This window comes from Streptomyces sp. NPDC049687, assembly GCF_044465285.1.
Taxonomy (GTDB): Bacteria; Actinomycetota; Actinomycetes; order Streptomycetales; family Streptomycetaceae; genus Streptomyces.
Genome location: NZ_JBITLN010000015.1, coordinates 16,118 through 36,472 on the forward strand (window position 1 = coordinate 16,118; position 20,355 = coordinate 36,472).

General features: G+C 71.4%; 18 protein-coding genes and 1 pseudogene. 9 read left to right on the forward strand and 10 right to left on the reverse strand.

Going from position 1 to position 20,355, the window contains the following annotated elements; translation table 11 throughout:
- Nucleotides 1–15: 15 nt before the first annotated feature.
- From ACIBVL_RS34970 to ACIBVL_RS34980, 3 genes are all read right to left on the reverse strand, one after another.
- The gene (locus ACIBVL_RS34970) at nucleotides 16–1,116 is read right to left on the reverse strand and encodes a sensor histidine kinase (RefSeq protein WP_399103762.1); all 1,101 of its coding nucleotides are present in this window, start codon (nucleotides 1,114–1,116) and stop codon (nucleotides 16–18) included.
- Nucleotides 1,113–1,853 (reverse strand): response regulator transcription factor, encoded by a 741-nt coding sequence (locus ACIBVL_RS34975; protein ID WP_310433446.1) that lies wholly within the window; start codon nucleotides 1,851–1,853, stop codon nucleotides 1,113–1,115. Before ACIBVL_RS34975 ends, ACIBVL_RS34970 begins: the two co-directional genes overlap by 4 nt.
- A gap of 122 nt (nucleotides 1,854–1,975) precedes the next feature.
- A complete protein-coding gene (locus tag ACIBVL_RS34980) occupies nucleotides 1,976–2,662 on the reverse strand; it encodes a spermidine synthase (protein ID WP_399103765.1) in 687 nt (228 codons plus the stop codon).
- 227 nt (nucleotides 2,663–2,889) lie between these two features.
- On the opposite strand from ACIBVL_RS34980, the gene ACIBVL_RS34985 reads away from it, so the two are divergent.
- Complete coding sequence (locus ACIBVL_RS34985; RefSeq protein ID WP_399103767.1) at nucleotides 2,890–3,612, forward strand: rhomboid-like protein; 723 nt, start codon at nucleotides 2,890–2,892, stop codon at nucleotides 3,610–3,612.
- 207 nt (nucleotides 3,613–3,819) lie between these two features.
- Here ACIBVL_RS34985 and ACIBVL_RS34990 read toward each other — a convergent pair whose 3' ends face one another.
- On the reverse strand, nucleotides 3,820–4,839 hold the full coding sequence (locus ACIBVL_RS34990; RefSeq protein ID WP_399103769.1) for a DUF5954 family protein: 1,020 nt from the start codon (nucleotides 4,837–4,839) through the stop codon (nucleotides 3,820–3,822).
- 470 nt (nucleotides 4,840–5,309) lie between these two features.
- Between ACIBVL_RS34990 and lon the strand changes: the two genes are divergently transcribed.
- Both lon and ACIBVL_RS35000 read left to right on the forward strand, forming a co-directional pair.
- Complete coding sequence (gene lon / locus ACIBVL_RS34995; protein WP_399103771.1) at nucleotides 5,310–7,724, forward strand: endopeptidase La; 2,415 nt, start codon at nucleotides 5,310–5,312, stop codon at nucleotides 7,722–7,724.
- Nucleotides 7,725–7,955: 231 nt separating this feature from the next.
- Nucleotides 7,956–8,435, forward strand: coding sequence for a MarR family winged helix-turn-helix transcriptional regulator (locus ACIBVL_RS35000; RefSeq protein ID WP_399103773.1), 480 nt, complete (start codon nucleotides 7,956–7,958; stop codon nucleotides 8,433–8,435).
- A gap of 17 nt (nucleotides 8,436–8,452) precedes the next feature.
- On the opposite strand, the gene ACIBVL_RS35005 is transcribed toward ACIBVL_RS35000, so the two are convergent.
- Nucleotides 8,453–9,238 carry a protein phosphatase 2C domain-containing protein gene (locus ACIBVL_RS35005; protein ID WP_399103775.1) on the reverse strand — a complete coding sequence of 262 codons (786 nt, stop codon included), beginning with the start codon at nucleotides 9,236–9,238 and terminating at the stop codon, nucleotides 8,453–8,455.
- A gap of 402 nt (nucleotides 9,239–9,640) precedes the next feature.
- On the opposite strand from ACIBVL_RS35005, the gene ACIBVL_RS35010 reads away from it, so the two are divergent.
- From ACIBVL_RS35010 to ACIBVL_RS35030, 5 genes are read left to right on the forward strand one after another with little or no spacing between them, the layout of a single operon-like run.
- Entirely contained in the window at nucleotides 9,641–12,328 is a 2,688-nt protein-coding gene (locus ACIBVL_RS35010) for a nitrate- and nitrite sensing domain-containing protein (RefSeq protein ID WP_399103777.1), read from the forward strand.
- Entirely contained in the window at nucleotides 12,325–12,822 is a 498-nt protein-coding gene (locus ACIBVL_RS35015; RefSeq protein ID WP_399103779.1) for a roadblock/LC7 domain-containing protein, read from the forward strand. Before ACIBVL_RS35010 ends, ACIBVL_RS35015 begins: the two co-directional genes overlap by 4 nt.
- Entirely contained in the window at nucleotides 12,819–13,238 is a 420-nt protein-coding gene (locus tag ACIBVL_RS35020; RefSeq protein ID WP_399103781.1) for a DUF742 domain-containing protein, read from the forward strand. Before ACIBVL_RS35015 ends, ACIBVL_RS35020 begins: the two co-directional genes overlap by 4 nt.
- A complete protein-coding gene (locus ACIBVL_RS35025; protein ID WP_399103783.1) occupies nucleotides 13,219–13,863 on the forward strand; it encodes a GTP-binding protein in 645 nt (214 codons plus the stop codon). The genes ACIBVL_RS35020 and ACIBVL_RS35025 overlap by 20 nt, the downstream gene beginning before the upstream one ends.
- 23 nt (nucleotides 13,864–13,886) lie before the next feature.
- Nucleotides 13,887–15,140 (forward strand): styrene monooxygenase/indole monooxygenase family protein, encoded by a 1,254-nt coding sequence (locus ACIBVL_RS35030; RefSeq protein WP_399103785.1) that lies wholly within the window; start codon nucleotides 13,887–13,889, stop codon nucleotides 15,138–15,140.
- 221 nt (nucleotides 15,141–15,361) lie between these two features.
- Here the strand turns inward: ACIBVL_RS35030 and ACIBVL_RS35035 are convergent, their stop codons facing one another.
- Nucleotides 15,362–15,964, reverse strand: a complete 603-nt coding sequence (locus ACIBVL_RS35035; RefSeq protein WP_399103787.1) for a TetR/AcrR family transcriptional regulator — start codon at nucleotides 15,962–15,964, stop codon at nucleotides 15,362–15,364.
- A gap of 73 nt (nucleotides 15,965–16,037) precedes the next feature.
- On the opposite strand from ACIBVL_RS35035, the gene ACIBVL_RS35040 reads away from it, so the two are divergent.
- A complete protein-coding gene (locus ACIBVL_RS35040; protein ID WP_399103789.1) occupies nucleotides 16,038–16,871 on the forward strand; it encodes an SDR family NAD(P)-dependent oxidoreductase in 834 nt (277 codons plus the stop codon).
- A gap of 533 nt (nucleotides 16,872–17,404) precedes the next feature.
- On the opposite strand, the pseudogene ACIBVL_RS35045 reads toward ACIBVL_RS35040, so the two are convergent.
- From ACIBVL_RS35045 to ACIBVL_RS35060, 4 genes and pseudogenes are all read right to left on the reverse strand, one after another.
- Nucleotides 17,405–18,115, reverse strand: a pseudogene (locus ACIBVL_RS35045) (coiled-coil domain-containing protein); the annotation flags it as partial.
- Nucleotides 18,116–18,230: 115 nt separating this feature from the next.
- Nucleotides 18,231–18,551, reverse strand: a complete 321-nt coding sequence (locus ACIBVL_RS35050) for a hypothetical protein (protein WP_399103791.1) — start codon at nucleotides 18,549–18,551, stop codon at nucleotides 18,231–18,233.
- A gap of 14 nt (nucleotides 18,552–18,565) precedes the next feature.
- Entirely contained in the window at nucleotides 18,566–19,216 is a 651-nt protein-coding gene (locus ACIBVL_RS35055; RefSeq protein WP_399103793.1) for a TetR/AcrR family transcriptional regulator, read from the reverse strand.
- A 106-nt stretch (nucleotides 19,217–19,322) separates the two neighbouring features.
- The gene (locus ACIBVL_RS35060) at nucleotides 19,323–20,261 is read right to left on the reverse strand and encodes a diiron oxygenase (RefSeq protein ID WP_399103794.1); all 939 of its coding nucleotides are present in this window, start codon (nucleotides 20,259–20,261) and stop codon (nucleotides 19,323–19,325) included.
- Between the last annotated feature and the right edge of the window lie 94 nt (nucleotides 20,262–20,355).

Consider the following 20,355-nt stretch of genomic DNA (forward strand, 5'->3'; position numbering starts at 1 on the left):
GGTTCGCACTTTACGTCAACTTGGCAGAGATGGCTCTCCTGGAAGAGTGATAAGAATCCGGCAACCCCGATGGGATTCGGCCACTCCGATCCGGCCGCCGTGCAGATCGACCGCCCAGCGGGCGATCGCGAGCCCCAGTCCCGTGCCGCCGTCGCTGCCGGGACCGTGCGGCCGGCGGACGGCTCCCCGGTTGAACCGCTCGAAGACGCGGTGCCACTCCGAGCGGGGAATGCCCGGACCCTCGTCCAGGACCTCCAGCTCCAGCGAGTCCGGCTGCGCCCCGCGCCGCGCCTTCACCGTCACCCGGCCGTGCGGCGGGCTGTGCTTGACCGCGTTGTCGATCAGGTTCGCGACGACCTGGTGGATGCGCTCCGGGTCCGCGTGCGCGGTCAGCTCCGGAGGGGTGACGTCCAGGTGCAGATGGACGTCCGTACGCGTGTGGCTGCCACCCGAACCCATGGTCGCGCGCGCCGAGGCGACCATGTTGGCCTCCTTCAGCACGCCCGACAGGTACGGCCACACCTCGAAACGCCGCTTGCGCAGCGGTACGACGCCGTTGTCGAGGCGGGAGAGGTCGAGCAGCGTCTCCACCAGCCGCCCGAGCCGCTCCGTCTGCTTCAGTGCCGTACGCATCGTCTCGGGGTCGGCCTGGGCGATGCCGTCGACCACGTTCTCCAGGACGGCGCGCAGACCCGCGATGGGGGTGCGCAGCTCGTGCGAGACGTTGGCCACCAGCTCCTTGCGCTGGCGGTCCTGCGCCTCCAGCTCGTCCGCCATGACGTTGATCGTCTGGGCCAGGTCGCCCAGCTCGTCACGGCGGTTCTCGCGCACCCGGCGGGTGTAGTCGCCGTGCGAGATGGAGCGGGCGACCGCGTTCATCTCGTCCAGCGGCGAAGTGAGCGAATGGGCCACGAACTGCGTAATCAGCAACGTGGCGATCATCGAGAAGACCGTGATGAAGCGCAGTTCCGTCTTGGTGTGCACCGCGATCATCGACAGACCGGTGGTGATCAGCACCGAGATGACGACCAGTGCGCCCAGCTTGGTCTTGATCGAGAACGGGCGTACGCCGCCCCAGGGCTCCCCGGGGCTTCTCGGTCCGTCCGCGCCACTCATGGCGTCGGGGTCTCCAGCGCGTAGCCCACGCCGTGCACCGTGCGGATCCGCTCGGCGCCGATCTTCCGGCGCAGCGCCTTGATGTGGCTGTCGACCGTGCGGGTGCCGGAGGCGTCCGCCCAGTCCCAGACCTCGGCGAGGAGCTGCTCACGGGAGAGCACCGCGCGCGGGGTGTTCGCCAGGCAGACCAGCAGGTCGAACTCGGTGGGCGTGAGGTGCACGTCCTCCGAGCGCACCCGCACCCGGCGCTGCGCGTGGTCGATCTCCAGCTCGCCGAGCCGCAGGATCCCGCTGCGGGGGGTGGTGGCCGCGATCGCGGCGCGCTCCACCCGGCGCAGCAGGACGTGCACGCGTGCGGCCAGCTCCCGCATCGAGAACGGCTTCGTCATGTAGTCGTCGGCGCCCACGCCGAGCCCGACGAGCATGTCGGTCTCGTCGTCGCGCGCGGTGAGCATGAGCACCGGCACCGGACGGGCGGCCTGTACACGACGGCAGACCTCCAGACCGTCGAAGCCGGGCAGCATGATGTCGAGGATCAGCAGATCGGGCTGCCAAGCCTCGGCGGTGTCGACGGCCGCCGGACCGTCGCCCGCCGTTTGCACGAGGAATCCCTCGGCGCGCAGGCGGGCCGCGATGGCGTCGACGATCGTCGGGTCGTCCTCGACCACCAGGACGCGCCGCTGTGCGCCCGGCGTCGCCGTCGCCGTGCTGTTGTGTGCGGTGTGTGTCTGCTCCATCGCCCGCCCCTGAGTGTGCTTTCCGGAACCAGTGGGGTGATCCCTTGTCTGCGCATGACTGCGGTTGACGCGTAAATGATCGGCGTCAGGGATGCAACGTACCCGGAGTCACCTCGCCTTTGCTATCCAGGCCTGACGGCGATGTGTACGACGTCCGGCACGCCTCGGGCAACCGGGATCTCTTCGGTACGCACCTGTTGGAACCCGGCATTCCCCAAGGTTCCCTCGAATTCCGGAGAGGGCCGCGCCGACCAGACGGCCAGTACTCCACCGGGTCTCAACACCCTTGCGCAGCCTGCGAGTCCGGCGGGCCCGTAGAGACTGTCGTTGTCCTCGGTGACGGTCCAGTCGGGGCCGTTGTCGATGTCCAGGCACACCGCGTCGAACGTGTCGGATGTCTCATTGACGTAGTTCAGCAGGTCCGCTTCGACGAGTGTCGTGCGCGGATCGGCGAGGGCCGGCGAGGAGAGTTCCCCGAGCGGCCCGTCGAGATGCCAGTCGATGACGGCCCGCTCCCGCTCCACGACGGTGACGGCGCCCCAGCGCGGATCGGCGGCGGCATGGGCGAGCGAGAACCCGACACCCAGGCCGCCGATCAGCACCTCGGGGGCGGCGCGGTCCCCGAGCGCGTCCAGCGCGGCGTCGACGAGCAGCCGCTCCGAACGGCCGTCGGAGGTGTCCATCAGGAAGCAGCCGTTGGCGATGATCTGCAGCAGTCGGCCGTGCCGGCGCAGCACGATCTCGCCGTAGGGCCCCTCGCGACGGTCCAGGACTTCGGGTGCTTCTGGGATGTCGTACGAGCTGGGCATCGCCCCATCCTGGCACTTGCCTGACGGTTTGTTGACGCATTTGGGAGAGGCCTGGTCGAAGGCGGGTGAGTGGCTGGTGTGACGTTGACGAGCTCTTGTGCGCTGAACATCCAGGAGCCTGAGGATTCTTCAGAGCTTCCTGTGAATCGGCCCCGGCGTGGCGCCGATCACAGACACGGCACAGGTCGGGCACGAAGGGTGGGGTGAAACGGAAGGAGCGCCTCACAGTGGAACCCTCGGTTGCCCGTACGAGCCCGCCCCTTTCCGATGCCTCGGAACTGCTGGACGCCATCCCCGCCCAGCGTCCGCCGCACCACGCCGAGACGCCCGTCCGGACGAGCCCCCGCCCCCGGCTCCCACGGATCCCCGTCCCCTTCACCCTCTCCTACGGCGCCGTCCTCGCCGTCACCTCCTACGTCACCGCACACGCCGACCCGGCCCTCGTGCACGCCCTCCATCAGGGCTCCAGCACCGACGTGGCCCATCTGCTGCGCACCCCGGTACTGGTGCTGGTGGCCAGCGCGCTGTGGGTGGCCGGCGGTTTCGTCTCGCCCTTCGCGCTCGCCTTCCTGGTGGTCCTCACCGCCCTGGAGCGGCGCGTCGGCGCCGCCCGGACCGCCGTCGTCTTCCTGCTCGGACACGTGCTGGCCACCCTCGCGACCGAGGTCCCGGTGGGCCTGGCCGTCCTGGTGGGCCATCTGCCCGACAGCTCGCTGCACCGCCTCGACTACGGCATCAGCTTCGGCGTCGCCGCGAGCGTGGGCGCCCTGGCCGGGCTGCTCCGCCCCTGGCTCCGGTGGCCGCTGCTCGCCGCGTTCGCCGGAATGCTGTTCCAGGACCTGATCGCCTTCACGGACCCCCTGACGAACTGGGGGCATCTGATCGCCCTGTCGACAGGGGTCGCCACCTGGCCGTGGGTACGGCGCTGGAGCAGGGAAGCCCGCTCCTAGTGCCGCCTGCCGCCTCAGCTGTTCTGCCGCCGCCAGGCCCCGGGCCGGTGCCGGGATGCTTGCTCGCTGTGCACCGGTTTGCGGTGTGCGTGAGTTGCCCGTGAGTTCTGTTGCGGGTGTGCAGCGGTGCTCCCGCGAGGACATGGCGACGCGACCGGCGGAGGTCGTCCGGACGACGACGGACGCGGTGTACCGCGCGCCCGCCGGTCAGTCGTCGTACCGGACCGTGCCGTCCTCCCGCAGAGTCGGGTGGATCTTCATCGGGCCGTACTCGTCGACGTCCGACCGACGGGGCGGTTCGGGGCCGTCCGGGCCCATCCGGACCATGCGCTCGACGCGGCAGACCCGGAACAGGCGGTCCTCCACGCTCACCTCGTCGGCCCGCCCGGCCGCCCGGAACGCCTCGGCGGCGCGCGCGTAGCGGGCCTTCTTCCGGTCGTCGAAGCGGTACAGCATCGCCCAGACGCGCGCCATCCCGTCGTACAGCGAGCGGCGTGCGTCGTGCGGGGTCGGGTGGAGGGAGCCGCGCGGGGTCCAGCCGGTGTCGCCGCGTTCGGCCACCGCGAAACCGACGGGCAGCCGGACCACGTCCGGATGCGTGGTGGCGGCACGGGCGGAGTCCGCGCGCACCTCGGGGGGAAAGCGGGCGCCCGTGTACACGAAGTCGCGCAGACCCAGGCAGAGGGCGCCCGCCATCGGCCCCTCGTCCCGGCCCGGGTCCAGGGCGAAGCCGACGTCGGGCGAGGGGACGCCGATCCGCTCCTCCCAGGAGGGGGTCACCGGCTCCGGATCGGTGGGCCGGGGCGGCTCCAGGCCGTCCTCGCCGGTCCGCGCGAACTCGTCGCCGCGTACGACCCGGTAGCGCACCCCGAGCGCCTCCACCTCGTCGGCCGGGTCCCGCTCCAGCACCGACACGGCCGCGAGCAGGGCGCGCCGGACGGCCGGGTCGTCCGTGCCGTCCTTCGCCGTGAACCACAGGTACGAGTTCAGCCCGTCCCGGGCCTGCTGGGGCATGCCGTCCACCATCGGCTGCAGCAGCCGCCAGCGCGGTTCGGCGGCGGCGGGGTCCCGGGCGGCGACACCGAAGACGGGCCCGCGCAGCGCGATGTGCGGATAGCGCCGGGAGGCCTCCACGGCATCCGCCTCCGTCACCCAGGCGACCGGGTCGTCCCGGCGCACCAGCTCCGCGTGCAGCGCGTCGAGTCGTCGCTTCCAGTCATCGGTCATACGCGCATTGTGGTCGCGGCACGCGACCGCTTCGGGCCGAATGCCGGAAGTGGGCGGGCCCGGGGGAGGGGCGGCTGGAGCGGGGAGGCGCATCCGCCCGCGGAACACCCCACGATGCGCCCCCGAGCGCCCCGCGCGTCCGTATGACGAGGGCGCCGACGCCGCGACGGCGGTGGAGGAGGAGGTCTCGATCAGGTCGACGACCGCCGCCGCGGTGCGACGGCTCGGTCACGGCGGTGCGGCGCCGCGCGAGACGACTCAGCCGTCAACCCGAGCCTGAAAACCGGTCCATGTCCCGCCCGCCGTAATGCCTGGGAATTCCCCCCGTCCATGACGGGCTGAAGGTAGGTGTGAGCTCCCGCCCCGCCCTCCGTGATCGCCCACAGCGAACGGGCGCCATCGTGGGGAACATTCGAAGGCTCATGTGCATTGAGTCGGCATAGCTCAACTTGACTGCCGAAGGGGAGATCATGGCTTCGACGTCCGCATCGCTCACCCTGCCCGTACTGCCTCTCGATGACGAGGTCGTACTCCCCGGCATGGTGGTTCCGCTGGACCTCAACGACACCGACGTCCGCGCCGCGGTGGAGGCCGCCCAGGCCGCCGCCCGTTCGGAACCGGGCAAGCCGAGGGTGCTGCTGGTGCCCCGCATCGACGGGACGTACGCGAGCACGGGTGTGCTCGGCACCGTCGAACAGGTCGGCCGGCTGGCCGACGGCGACCCGGGCGCGCTGATCCGCGGCCGCAGCCGCGTGAAGATCGGCGCCGGGACCACCGGTCCGGGGGCCGCCCTGTGGGTCGAGGGCACGAGGACCGACCAGACGGTCCCCGAGCCGCTGCCCGGTCATGTCGCCGAACTCGTCAAGGAGTACAAGGCGCTCGCCACCGCCTGGCTGCGCAAGCGCGGCGCCTGGCAGGTCGTCGACCGCGTCCAGGCCATCGACGACGTCTCCGCGCTCGCCGACAACTCCGGTTACTCGCCGTTCCTGACCACCGAACAGAAGGTGGAGCTCCTGGAGACCGCCGACCCGGTGGCCCGTCTGAAGCTCGCCACCCAGCAGCTGCGCGACCACCTCGCCGAGCAGGACGTCGCCGAGACCATCGCCAAGGACGTCCAGGAGGGCGTCGACAAGCAGCAGCGCGAGTTCCTGCTCCGCCGCCAGCTGGAGGCCGTCCGCAAGGAGCTGCGCGAGCTCAACGGCGAGCAGGAGGGCGAGGAGTCCGACGACTACCGCGCCCGCGTGGAGGCCGCCGACCTGCCCGAGAAGGTCCGCGAGGCCGCCCTCAAGGAGGTCGACAAGCTGGAGCGGTCCAGCGACCAGTCGCCCGAGGGCTCCTGGATCCGCACCTGGCTGGACACCGTCCTCGAACTGCCGTGGAACGAACGGACCGAGGACCGGTACGACATCCAGGGCGCCAAGTCGGTCCTCGACGCCGAGCACGCGGGCCTGGAGGACGTGAAGGAGCGCATCACCGAGTACCTGGCCGTGCGCAAGCGGCGCGGCGAGCGCGGCCTCGGTGTCGTCGGCGGACGGCGCGGAGGTGCCGTCCTGGCCCTCGTCGGACCGCCCGGCGTCGGCAAGACCAGCCTCGGCGAGTCCGTGGCGCACGCCATGGGCCGCAAGTTCGTCCGGGTCGCCCTCGGCGGTGTCCGCGACGAGGCCGAGATCCGGGGCCACCGCCGTACGTACGTCGGCGCCCTGCCCGGCCGGATCGTGCGCGCCGTCAAGGAGGCCGGGTCCATGAACCCGGTGGTGCTCCTCGACGAGATCGACAAGGTGGGCTCCGACTTCCGCGGCGACCCGGCCGCGGCCCTCCTGGAGGTCCTGGACCCGGCGCAGAACCACACCTTCCGGGACCACTACCTGGAGGTGGAGCTGGACCTGTCGGACGTCGTCTTCCTCGCCACCGCCAACGTGCTCGAAGCCATTCCGGAGGCACTGCTCGACCGCATGGAGCTGGTCCGCCTCGACGGCTACACCGAGGACGAGAAGGTCGTCATCGCCCGCGACCACCTGCTCCCGCGCCAGCTGGAGCGGGCGGGCCTGAACCACGACGAGGTCGTCCTCGACGAGAGCGCGCTGCGCAAGCTCGCCGGCGAGTACACCCGCGAGGCGGGCGTGCGCACCCTGGAGCGGTCCATCGCCCGGCTGCTGCGCAAGGTCGCCGCCCAGCACGAACTGGGCGAGCGGGAGCTGCCGTTCACCATCACCGACGCGGACCTGCGCGGTCTGATCGGCCGGCCGCACCACGTGCCCGAGTCCGCCCAGGACCCGGCCGAGCGGCGGACGGCCGTGCCGGGTGTGGCCACGGGCCTCGCGGTCACCGGCGCCGGCGGTGACGTGCTCTACGTGGAGGCGTCCCTGGCCGACCCGGAGACGGGCGCGGCCGGCCTGACCCTGACCGGTCAGCTCGGGGACGTGATGAAGGAGTCGGCGCAGATCGCGCTGAGCTTCCTGCGGTCGCACGGCGCGGAGCTGGAGCTGCCCGTCGGCGACCTGAAGGACCGGGGCGTGCACATCCACTTCCCGGCGGGCGCGGTCCCCAAGGACGGCCCGAGCGCCGGCATCACGATGACGACGGCCCTCGCGTCCCTGCTCTCCGGCCGGCTGGTCCGCACGGACGTGGCGATGACCGGCGAGGTCTCCCTGACCGGACGGGTGCTGCCGATCGGCGGCGTCAAGCAGAAGCTGCTCGCCGCCCACCGCGCGGGGGTGACGACCGTCATCATCCCGAAGCGCAACGAACCCGACCTGGACGACGTCCCGGCGGAGGTGCTGGACGGGCTCGACGTCCACGCCGTCACGGACGTCCGCCAGGTCCTGGAGCTGGCGCTCGCGCCCGCCACGAACGGCGCGAAGCCGCAGGTTCCGGCCGCGGCGTGACGGACGCGACCGGATGAAGGCAAGGCCCGGGTTCTCCGTGAGGGAGGCCCGGGCCTTCGCCGTACCCCTGCCTTGCCCCGCACTCATCCGTCCCCCGGACGGCCCAGGAAGGGCTACGCCCGTAGACGAGCGGCCGGGAGGGGGCCTGGGAACAGCCACTGGTCTGCGCCTGCGAAATACTTGAAGTGCCGCGGCCATGGTGGGAACCGGCGGAAACAGGAGTGTGCTGACGTGCACGAGGAAGCGAACGGCGACGCGTCGCCGCGCGGTGTGGAGCAGGGCGACCGGGAGTTCCTCTCCCTGGAGAGGGAGCTCACGGTGCTCTTCCGGCGCGCCCGGGCCAACCAGGGCGAGATGGCCCGCGAGGTCCACCCGGACCTGGAGTCCGCCGCGTACGGCCTTCTCGTCCGGCTGGAGGAGTGCGGCCGCCAGCGGGCCACCGAGCTGGCCGGCTACATCGGCGTCGGCAAGGCCACGATGTCCCGCCAGCTGCGCGCCCTGGAACAGCTCGGCCTGATCGCCCGCGAACCCGACCCGGCGGACGGCCGCGCCTGGCTGGTCGACCTGACCGGGGAGGGCCGCAGCCGGGTGAGCAGGGTCCGCGAGGCCCGCCGCGAGCGGTACGTCAGTCACTTCTCGCACTGGGACCGCGGCGAGGTCGCGGAGCTGGCCCGGCTGCTCCACCAGCTGAACCGGGGCATGGAGAAGTAGCGCTCAGCGACGGGACGTCAGAGCTCGGCGTACACCACCGTCGCGTCGTCGTGCGTCTTGCCCCGGCCGGGACGAACCGGGTCGGCGTCCGCCCGTTCCAGGGCCCGCACCCGGTCCACCAGGGCCTGCGGGCCCTCCGTGCCGAGCAGGGCGAACAGGTCCGTCCAGTCGCCCTCGCGGAAGGTCTCCGCCCAGCGCGCCGCTCCGTCCGACAGCGCGGCCAGGGCCCGCACCTGCCCGCGCGGCACGCTCCCGGTCACCGCTTGCCCGGCCACCGCCGGGTCCGCGGCGGCCGTGAAGAAGCCGCCCTCCCGGTTGCGCAGGGTGCCGTCGACGAACGCCGCGCTCCGCAGCAGCTCGCGCGGGATCCGGGCCAGCCGGTCGTCCAGCACCGGGGTGACCTCGCCGTCGGGGGAGGCGAGCAGAAGCGCCGCGTCGGACAGGACCAGGTACTCGACGTGCTCCGGAGACCAGCGCGCGACGGCCACCGTCGCCTGTGGAGTGCGCGGGTGAGAAAGGTCACAGGTTTCGGCATGAGCCTCAGCGGTACGCGCAATCGCGAGGGAGAGGGCCTCGACCAGCGGAACATCCGTGAGTGAAACGGTCAGTTCGGTCAGGGCCCCGCCCAGGCGTGCCGTGAACCAGGGGACCGAATGCAGACAGCCCGCACCGCCCGGTGGCGGAGTCACTCCGTCGAGGACGACGACCGAACCGCCCTGTCCGGAGGCGGGAAGTCCGACGCTCGCGAAGTCCTCGTTGGGGCGGGCCGGATCGCCGGGTTCCGACACAAGTTCCGTACGCATTCGGCCAGTCTGCACGAGCCCTTCACGAGCTCCCCGAAAGGCTTGCATCGCTCCCCGAACAGCCGTGCCACCGCAGGTCAGACGCCTGTTTTGGGGCGTAATGCAGGGGTGCGGAAAGGTGTGGCGGCGAATCCTGCCAAAGCCCGCCGCCCACGTCCAACCGGCCTGCCCGGCAAGGGCGCTGCACGCGCCAGAGGAACTTGCCCGCCAACTCCCCTCCGATGTTCACTCCTTCGGGTGGCGGGGCAGGCGATGCGCGGCCCCCGCCCACCGGCACTGGGAGGGTCGGGGACCGAACCGGGCGTACGCGACAGTTGACGGAGCGTCACATCCGGCCCATGGGTACACGAGTCAGGAATGCGAGCACCGGTGCAGAAGACGCGGCCTCGGCGCACAGGCAGCATGACGGCCTCCGAGGGGGGCGCGGAGCGCACCCCCGTCGGCAAGGGCCGTCCCACCCACGTACGCAACCGGCTGATCGTCGCCGTGGCCGTGGTGGCCGCCGCCATCGCCGGAGCCGGCGCCCCCGCCGTCCTCACCGCCTCCGGGCAGCTGAAGGACTCCCAGGACCTGGTCACCCTGGCCGAGCAGACCCAGGACGCCCTCGTCCTCGCCCAGTCCGTCGCGGACGAGCGCGACGAGGTCACCTCGTTCGTCGCGGCCGGCCGCCCCAAGTCCAAGGCGCCGTCCACCGACAGCAGTACCCGGGTCGACCGGCAGGCACGCGAGCTGACCGGGGAGACGGACACCTCCGCCGCCCTGCGCACCGCCCTCGCCACCCTCGGGTCCGTGCGGCAGTCGGCGCTCACCGGCAAGAGCACCGCCCTGGAGGCGCACGAGGCGTACTCCAAGGTCATCACCGCGCTGCACGGCCTCGCCGACCGGCTCGCCGAGGACATGCCGCCCCGCGCGGGCTCTGGCGCGTACGCCCTCGCCGAGCTCGACACGGCCGTCCAGCAGGCCTCCGCCGCCCGCGGACTGCTGCTCGCCGCGCTGGACGTGCCGACGACCACCAAGTCCGTCTACGACCCCGTCACCGGGCTCACGAACTCCGAGCGGACCTCCTCCGAGGCCGACGCCAAGCAGCGCGACGCCCTCACGGCCGCCGCCCAGCAGGCCCGGGTGCGCTCCGACGCCGCCCTCGCCGCCTTCCGCGAAGGCGCCCCGCAGAACGCGGTCGACTCCTACGACTCCACCGTCACCGGCGGCGACGTCGACACCGCCGAGAAGTACCTCGCCGACCTCACCGACCAGCCCCGGCTGAGCGACGGCGAACTCGGCACCGGCGTCACCAGGCTGGACACGGCGCTCTCCGCCCGCGTCGACCTCATGCGCGGCGTCGAGTCCTCGTTCTACGACCATCGCACCAAGGATCTCGCCCAGCTCCGCGACGACGACGTCACCGCGCTGGAGATCCGGGTCGCCCTGCTCGGCGCCCTGATGCTGCTCGCCGTCGTCGTCAGCACCGGCATGGCCCGCAGCCTCACCTTCCCGCTGTCCGTGCTGCGCCGCGGCTCGGCCCGGCTCGCCGGGGCCGAGAACCCGGCCGCCGAGGAGCCCGTCAGGTTCACCGGCCGCAACGACGAGTTCGCCCAGGTCGTCCGCTCGGTCAACGCCCTGCACGCGCACGCCGTCGCCCTCCACGAGCGCGTCACCACGCTGGAGTCCGACCGCAAGCACCTCGTCGGGCAGCGCCAGAGGATGGCCGACGCCCGCGAGGAACTCCGCGCCGAACTCGCCGACTCCGCCGCCCGCCTCGAGGGGCTGCGCGGCGCCATCACCGGCACCTTCGTCAACCTCGCCCTGCGCACCCTCGGCCTCGTCGAGCGCCAGCTCGCCGTCATCGAGACCCTCGAGGAGCGCGAGCAGGACCCGGACCGGCTGTCGACCCTCTTCAAGCTCGACCACTTCGCCACCGTCATGCGCCGCCACAGCGAGAACCTCCTCGTCCTGGCCGGCACCGAGCACGTCCAGCAGCACGCGGGCCCCATCCCGCTGGTGGACGTCGTCCGGGCGGCGGTCAGCGAGATCGAGCGCTACGAACGCGTGCGCATCGCCTCCCTGCCCCCGCACGCGCACGTGGCCGGCTTCGCCGCCGACGACCTGAGTCATCTGCTGGCCGAACTCATGGAGAACGCCACCTCGTTCTCCCCGCCGGACCTCCCCGTGGAGATCTCCGGCTGGCTCCTGGAGAACGGCGAGGTGATGCTCTCCGTCCAGGACGAGGGCATCGGCATCACCGAGGAGAAGCTGGCCCACCTCAACGCCCGCCTCGCCGAGTTCGACCCGGAGAGCCCGTACGACCAGGAGGGCGAGGAGGGGCTCGGCCTCGGCCTGTACGTCGTGGCCCGGCTGGCCCACCGGCACGCGGTGCGGGTGCAGCTGCGCGAGCAGAAGCAGGGCGGGGTGGCGGCCGTGGTCGTCCTGCCGACCCCGCTGCTGGCCACCGCCCCGGCCGCCGCGGTCCCGTCGGCCACGCCGGCCTCGTCGGCCACCCAGGTCTTCTCCCTGCCGGGCGCGGACGCGGAGGTCAACTCCAACGTCCTGCCGGGCCGCACGAAGGGCGGCGCCGGCGACCCGCTGGTCGCCCTGGCCGAGAAGGCCGTACGCCAGGCGGCGGAGCCCCCGGAGCAGACCCCTGCCGAAACGCGGAACGAGACGCCCACCGAAACGCCGGCTGAGGCGCCCGCCGAAACGCCGAAGGCGACTCCCGCCGAAACGCCGGCCGAGACGACCATGGAACTCCTGCTGCCGATTCCGCAGGAGGCCCCCGAGCCCGAGACGCGGGCCGGTGCGGAGCACAGCCGTGTTCCGGACGAACCCGAGGAACTCGTCACCGACAAGGGACTGCCCAAGCGCACCCCCAAGATCACCACACCCGCACAAGCCCCGCGCCAGCGGACCGGCTCGGTCGACGCCGAGGCCCTCCGCCGCCGCCTGGGCGGCTTCCACCGGGGGGCGGAGGCCGGCTACCGCGACGTAGAGGCGGAGATCGAAAAGACGGGCCGGAACCAGGCTCCGTCGCCTCGAGAAGCACACGCACACGCCGAAGAAGACACGGGGGGCACAGTCGAGGAGGCAAGCAGTTGACCGCGCCCAGTACCTTCGGACTGAGCAGTGAAGCCCGTAATCTGCACTGGCTGTTGACCAACCTCGTGGAGGAGGTCCCCGGCATCCAGTCCGTCGCGGTCGTCTCCTCCGACGGCCTGCTTCTGCTCTCCTCCGACCCCGGCCGGAACGACGAGGCACGTCAGCCCCGGGGCGGCAAACCCACCGGACCGCGCGGCTCCTCCGCCGACCTGGCCACCATCGTCTCCGGCATCGGCAGCCTCACCATCGGCGCCGCCAAGCTCATGGACTTCGGCGGGGTGAAGCACACCATGATCGCCATGGACGAGGGCAGCCTCTTCGTGATGTCGATCAGCGACGGCTCCCTGCTCGGCGTCCACGGCTCCGCCGACTGCGACATGAGCGTGGTGGCGTACCACATGGCCCTCTTCGTGGGCCGCGCCGGCCATGTCCTGACCCCCGAACTCCGCAGCGAGCTACGGCAGTCCCTGGAGTCGGCGGGGAGCGGCCGATGAGCACCGGCCCGGGCGACAAGAAGCAGCTCCCCGTCCGCGGCGGCGACCGCAAGCCCGCCCGTGTCCGTCCCTACTCGCTCACCGGCGGCCGCACCCGCTTCGGTCACGTCCTCCTCGTGGAGACCTTCGTGGCGGCGCTCGAAGCCCCCGAGGAGCGCAAGGAACTGACGAACGGCTCCCTCAAGGTCACGGTCATGCCGGAGCTTCGGGCCATCGTCGAACTGTGCCGCCGTATGCGCACGGTGGCCGAGATCGCCGCGCTGCTGAAGATGCCGCTCGGTGTGGTCCGCGTGCTGCTCAGCGACCTCGCGGACCAGGGAAAGATCCGTGTGTACGGCACCGGTACCGCTCACGGTACGGGCCGTCCCGACCGCGCTCTGCTGGAAAGGGTGCTGAGTGGACTCCGTCGTCTCTGACGCCTCCCCCTCCTTTGGCGTCACCCCCCTCGTCGAACCCGACGAGACCCTGCAGCCCTGGCAGACGGACCGCACCCGAGCCCCCATCGCCACGAAGATCGTGGTGGCGGGCGGCTTCGGCGTCGGCAAGACCACCCTCGTCGGCACCGTCTCGGAGATCGAGCCCCTCCAGACGGAGGCCCTGATGACCGAGGCGAGCGCCGAGACCGACGACCTGACCGGGACGCCGGAGAAGACCACCACCACGGTGGCCATGGACTACGGCCGCCTCACGCTCGACGACGACCTGGTGCTCTATCTGTTCGGCACGCCGGGCCAGCAGCGGTTCTGGTTCATGTGGGACGACCTGGTGCGCGGCGCGATCGGCGCGGTGGTCCTCGCCGACACCCGCCGCCTGAAGGACTCCTTCCCCGCGCTGGACTACTTCGAGAGCTGCGGACTGCCGTACGTCGTCGCGGTCAACCACTTCGACGGCAGCGAGCTGTTCGAACCGGAGGACGTGCGGGAGGCGCTGACGATCCCCGCGCACATACCTGTCATGATCATGGATGCGCGGCGCCGGATCTCGGTGATCGAGACCCTTCTGGCCCTGGTGGGCCACGCGCTCGACGAAACCCCCGAGTAGCACCGACCAAGGAGTCTCCCCGCATGCGGAAGATACTCGTCGTCGGAGCCGGTCAGTCCGGTCTCCAGCTCGCCCTCGGCCTCCAGTCGCACGGGTACGAGGTCACCCTGATGTCCAACCGGACGGCGGACGAGATCCGCTCCGGCCGGGTCATGTCGACGCAGTGCATGTTCCACACGGCCCTGCAGCACGAGCGCGATCTCCAGCTGAACTTCTGGGAGTCCCAGGCCCCGAAGATCGGCGGACTCGGCGTCTCGGTCGCGGCGCCCGGCTCCCACGACCCGGGCCCGACGCAGCGCGCGATCGACTGGGTGGGCCGGCTGGACGGGTTCGCGCAGTCCGTCGACCAGCGGGTGAAGATGGCCGGCTGGATGGAGACCTTCGCCCAGCGCGGCGGGCAGCTCGTCATCCACGGCGCGGCCGTCTCCGACCTCGACTACTTCTCCCGCGCCTACGACCTGGTCCTGGTCTCGGCGGGCAAGGGCGAACTGGTGTCGATGTTCGCCCGCGACCCCGAGCGCTCCCCCTACTCCGAGCCGCAGCGCGCCCTCGCCGTCTCCTACGTCCACGGCCTGGGCCCGCGCCCCGAGCACCCCGATCTCGAAGCCGTCCGCTGCAACCTCGTCCCCGGCGTCGGCGAGCTGTTCATCATGCCGACGTTCACCACCTCCGGGCGTGCCGACATCCTCTTCTGGGAGGGCATACCCGGCGGCCCGCTCGACGTCTTCGACGGCGTCAAGGACCCGGCGGAGCATCTCTCCCTGACCCTGGAACTCATGGAGAGGTTCACGCCGTGGGAGTACGCCCGGGCCACGAAGGTCGAACTGACGGATGCCGGTGGCACTCTGGCCGGTCGTTACGCGCCGACGGTGCGCAATCCGATCGGCCGTCTTCCCGGCGGGGGACTGGTGCTCGGTGTGGCCGATGTCGTGGTGGCCAACGACCCGATCACCGGGCAGGGGTCCAATTCCGCGTCCAAGTGTGCGGCGGCCTACCTCGCGTCGATCCTCGAACACGGGGAGAAGGAGTTCGACGAGGAGTGGATGCGGCGTACGTTCGACCGGTACTGGGAGACGGCTCAGTACGTCACCAAGTGGACCAACGCGATGCTGGCGCCGCCGCCGGAGCACGTCGTGAACCTGCTGGGTGCGGCGGGGGCGCTGCCGGTCGTGGCTGATCGTTTCGCCAATGCCTTCAACGATCCCGCCGACTTCGAGGACTTCTTCTACGAGCCGGAGAAGACCGCCGCGTATCTGACCTCGGTCACCGGCGCCTGAGGGCCCTCCGACCTGGACTCCGACCGTCGTCGTCTGTCGTTGCCGGTCAGCGTCGGCCGCCCTCGCACGGCCCACGGACGGCCCCGGAGACAGCCTCTCCGGGGCCGCCGGCGTTCTTGGCGTTCAGCCCTTCGAGGCGAAGCGCGGGATGGTCCCGCGCACGTGGGGGCCGGGGTGCGGCACGGCGGCACCGGCCCTCGGTGGCTGACGACCGCGGCGTCCTATGCGCGTACCGCGGCAACCGCCTCGTCGAAGGCCCGGTCCATGTCGACCGTGCCGTTGCTGCGGACCCAGGTTTCCGTTGCGGCTTCGGAGCAGGCCAGGGCGCAGGCGACGAGCGCGCGGGCCCGCAACTCGGTCATGGCGTCCGCCGGAGTGCCCAGTCGTCTGGCGATGTCCGGCAGCAGCAGCTCCGTCCACTGCTGCCGTTTCTCCAGCTGACGCCCCCGGAGAGAGGGCGACGCGTGCAGCATGCCGGTGATCTTGAGAAAGTCCTCCGGTGTGTAGGGAAGAGACTCGACGAGCGCCTTGAGCGCCGCCCTGAGTGCTTCCCACGGGGGCTCGTCCGCCGGACGGGCTTCCAGCGCGGCCCGCAGTGTCCGGCCGTTTTCGGCGTGGTCGCCGAGCACGATGTCTTCCTTCGTGCCGAAGTAGCGAAACAGGGAGCGCCGCGAGATGCCGATCTCGCCGGCGATCTGTTCCATGGTGGTCGCTTCGAAACCGTGTTCGAGGAACAGTCGCATCGCGGTGGCGGCGATCTCGGCCTGCACTGCCCGCCGGGTGCGCTGTCGTAGCCCGGGCGGGCCGCCTTCGCGATCGTTCATGAGCCCCAGTCTACCGCGTTATGCACTCGGTGCGGTATTGGCACTGGGTGACAAGATAGGCTTATGGTGTCACATGCTGAGTGCAGCCGCCGTCTCCCGGGAGCAGCCCATGAACGCCGTCGACTACCGCGGCCAGACCACCCTCATCACCGGTGCCAGCGCCGGCATCGGAGCAGAGTTCGCCCGCCAGATCGCCGCGCGTGGCTCACACGTCATCCTCGTCGCCCGCCGCCGGGAACGGCTCGACGAACTGGCCGCCGAACTCACCGCGGCTCACGGTGTCCAAGCCGCGGTCATCCCTCTCGACCTCAGCCGGCCTGGGGCAGGCCAGATGCTCGCCGAGGAAGTGGCACGGCGGGACCTGACCGTGACGAGCGTCGTGAACAACGCGGGCTTCGGCACCTTCGGCCCGTTCCACACCGAGGACCCGCAGCGCCTGCGGGAGGAGATCTCCGTCGACGTCGCAGGTGTGGTCGACATCAGCCGGGCCTTCATCGAGCCGCTGCGGACCTCCGGCACCGGGGTGCTGATCAATGTCGCGAGCATGGCCGCGTACTTTCCCTCCCCGAACATGGCCGTCTACGCGGCAGCCAAGGCGTTCGTGCTGAGCTTCACCGAAGCCCTGTGGCGGGAGTCCCTCGACACCGGGCTGCGCGTGCTCGCCCTGTCCCCCGGCGCGACCAGCACCGAGTTCTTCGACGTCATCGGCACGGACTCCGCGGACGGCGGCACCAGACGCCAGTCCCCCCAGGAGGTCGTGACGACGGCGCTGCGGACGCTCGACCGCCGCACGCCACCACCGAGCGTCATCTCCGGCCGGCTCAACCGCGTGATGGCGAGCCTGGGCCGGGCAGTCACCAGACGCCGCGCGGTCCTGCTCATGGGATCCATGACCGCTGCCCGCTAGAAACCGGGTTTTCGATCAGACAGGTCGGTGTCGCGGTCGTGCTCAGCAGGGGGATCTGCCCGACGAGGAGTGGGCGGTGCTGGAGCGGCTGCTGCCCAGCGGTCTGGATGAGTCGCTCGGCGCGTCCAGCCTCGTCCTCGCGGACGAGGCCGGCCCGTGCGTTGCGCAACTACCAGCGCGTGGTGACACCGTCCGGGCCATGCATGGGCGGCGAGTGCAGCCACAGCCGATACCCCGGGTGTGTCCGAAACAGACAGGCGGCCGCAGCGCCACGTACACCAGCGAAGGCTGCAAACAGTCACTACAGAGCGCCCTGGACCAGGCAGGCGTCTGAGACGACCTGTATCGCCCGTGCGACCGGGGCCCGTCAGGAGGTGCCCTTCACCAGTTGACCCGCCGCCCGTGACGGCGGGCACGCGGGAGCGCGTGCGTGCCTGGTCCTGCGGTCCTCAGGAACGCGGGGGCGCGAAGGGGCCTCTGAAGACCGACGTCAACCGCCTGCACGTCCTCATCGGCGGCCGACGGCACAAGACCCTGCCCTCCTGCGACGGCTTGTGGTCGTCGCGGAGCGCGCCGGACGCCATGAGCTTCTCCCGCGCCTGCGCGCTTCCCTTGTTCTCGAGTTCGGCGATTGCGGCCAGCTGGGCGGCGGTGAGGGAGGCGAGGAGTTTCTCCACGTCGTCGAGGCGCCGGCGGACGTCGTCGCGTTCCCTCTTCCTCCGCTCGGTGAGGGTGAGCTGGGCGTCCAGGGAGGCTCGGGCCTCGCGGGCCAGGCCGTCGGCCCTGCGCTCGCTGCCTTCGAGGCGGCCGACCGTCTCGGCCCGCTCCCGCGCCAACTGGCCGATCACATGGCCCTGGTCGAGGGCGTGCTGGGGATCGCGGGCGAGCAGCAGCCGTACGTAGGGGGAGATGTCGGTGGTGCTCTGGTACTGCTGGCGGGCCAGCCGACCGGCCGCGCCCCGGCTCTCGTGCAGGGTCAGCCGGGCCTTCGCCAGGTCGGCCTCCAGGCGGTCGGTCTCGGCGCGGCGTCGCTTGAGCGCCTCCTCGGTGGCGTTGTAGGCCTCGGTGGCCTTCTCCGCCTCCCGGTACACCCGCTGAAGGTCCGTCAGCAGCTCGGCCACGGTCCGCTCGGCGGGAGCCGGGGGCTCCGTTACGGCCATGGCGGCGCCGGTGGCCAGAACGGCCTGCGCGGCCATGACCGCCGTGGAGACCGCACAGGCCAGACGCAGCAGCCTTCCTGACACGTCATCACCTCCGCTGCGGCGGAGGCACCCGGGTGGCCCCTCCGTCCCGCAGGGCGAGCATGAGACGTACCGGCGCGGTCCGCGCGGCAGGCGTGCGCGGTTCGGCGCAACGGGGTCACCCGTCGGTGTCGTCCCGCTTCCCGCCCGGCGTGGGGGTTTCCGGTTTCGACCAGGGCCACTTCAGGCGGCTGCTCGCCTGTCCCGCCCCTTGGTCACCTTCGGCGGCGTACTGGTACTTCCACCCTTGCTGCAGACCGAGCCGCTTGCCGTGCCCGCGCGGCACCCGCCGGTACACGAGAACGGTCGGCGGGCCGCCCTCCGGGTCGGGGACCGGGATGCGGTACGTCTTCGGCGGGTGCCCGGTCATGCCCAGCAGGACGGGCAGGACGCGGCCGTCCATCGGGCCGCCCTCGAAGGGGGTGTCTTCGCTCTTCACGACACCAGTGTCGATCAGGACTCCGCGGCCAGCGCACCCCGGACCAGCTCGGCGGTCTGCGGGTCGCGTGCCGCGGTCACCGTGAGGAGCGCGACGAACTGCTCCACCAGCCAGTCCCGCAGCTCCTCGGCGGGCGGCTGCTGGTCCTCGTCCAGCCAGATGAGGGAGGCCGCCTCGACCGCGGTGATCCACATCCGGACGGTCATCCGGAGCCGGGGGCCCGGATCGACCACCCCGAGGTGGCTGTAGATGTGCTCGGCCGCGGACCGCCGTACGCCGTCCACGATCGCCGTCGTACGGGAGGTCTCCACCACGCTGCCGCCCTGCAGCAGGGCGCTGAAGCCGGCGTCGTGGCGGCCGACGAACCCGAGGTAGCGGTCCAGGGCGCGGGCGAGACGGGGGAGGAGCGGGCCGTCGTGGGGTTCGTCGAAGCAGTGCTGGAGCTCTTCCGCGGCGGAGCGCAGCGCGGCCTCGTACAGCTGCTGCTTTCCGCCCGGGAAGTACCGGTAGACCAGCGGGCGGGACACCCCGGCGGCCTCCGCCACGTCGTCCAGCGAGACGTCCTCGGGAAGCCGGTGCGCGAAGAGGGTGAGCGCCGCGTCGAGGAGCTGGCTGCGCCGCTCCTCGACACTCAGGCGGCGATAGGCGGGCGCGGCGGGGGGCATGGGTGCAGCGTAGTCGCGCGGCCGCGGGTCCGTCGTGGCCGGCCGTGCCCGGGCGGCGGGGCCGCGGAGCACACCGCCCCGGGCCTCTTCGGGTGGGCGTCCTCCCCTACGCGAGCAGGCCCGACGACCTCCACAGCCGCCGCCCCACCCCGCGCAGCACCCCGATGTCCTCCAGGAAGTCCGTCAGCTTCTTCGCCCCGGTCTGCATGACCTCCCGCCGATGCCCGCTGGCCTTCACCTGGGCCATCGCCTCCCGCTTGTCCAGCCCCACGTTCGTGTAGACCTCGGGATTCACGAAGGCCACCGAGAACACCCTCGCGAACTCACCCGACGTCACCCGGGTGAACTCCTGGGACCACCTCGGCGCGGTCACCATCTGGCGCCGCAGCTCCTCGCGGGCGTACCGGACATGGCGCGCCTCTTCCGCCACGTGAATACGGGTGACTCCCCGGACCAGCGGCTGCACCCGCTCGTCGGGGAAGGTCAGCCGCTGCATCCAGTCCAGCACCTCCTCGCCCAGCAGTGTCGCCGTGAAGGAGCCGGGCGTGGTGGAGACCGTCTTGAAGAGGCGGCCGAGGTTCTGGTGCACCCGGCTCACCGGGTACCAGGGCGTCCCGCCGGCCGTGATGAGCCGGGCGAACATCTTCGAGTGCCGGCACTCGTCCTCGATCTCGGTGAGCGCGTACCGCACATGCGCGCTCGTCGCCGCCTTGTCGTAGATGTGCCGGACGAGCAGCTGCATCAGGATGATCTCGAACCAGATGCCCAGCGAGGCCAGCGCCGCCGCCTCGTGCTGGGACAGCAGGATCCGCTGCTCCTCGCCCATCCGCTTCCACAGCGGTGTGTCGTACAGCGACACCAGCTCCGGCGGCCAGAACCACTTGCCCTCCTCGAAGGGCGCGTCCCAGTCCAGCTCCTTGTCGGGGTCGAAGGAGTGCTTGGCGGAGGACGCCAGCAGCCGCTCGGCCACCTGCTCCCGGTCCCTGAGCAGGCCCAGCGCATCCCGCAGCCCGTGCAGCGCGTCGGCTTCCGTGAGGGTCGTCATGGCACTTATGAGACTGCCTGTCAGCAAGGCCGTCAACCCTCGTGCGCATCGAATCGACGGCGGATCGACGGCTCCCCCCTATGGAGTAACGTGC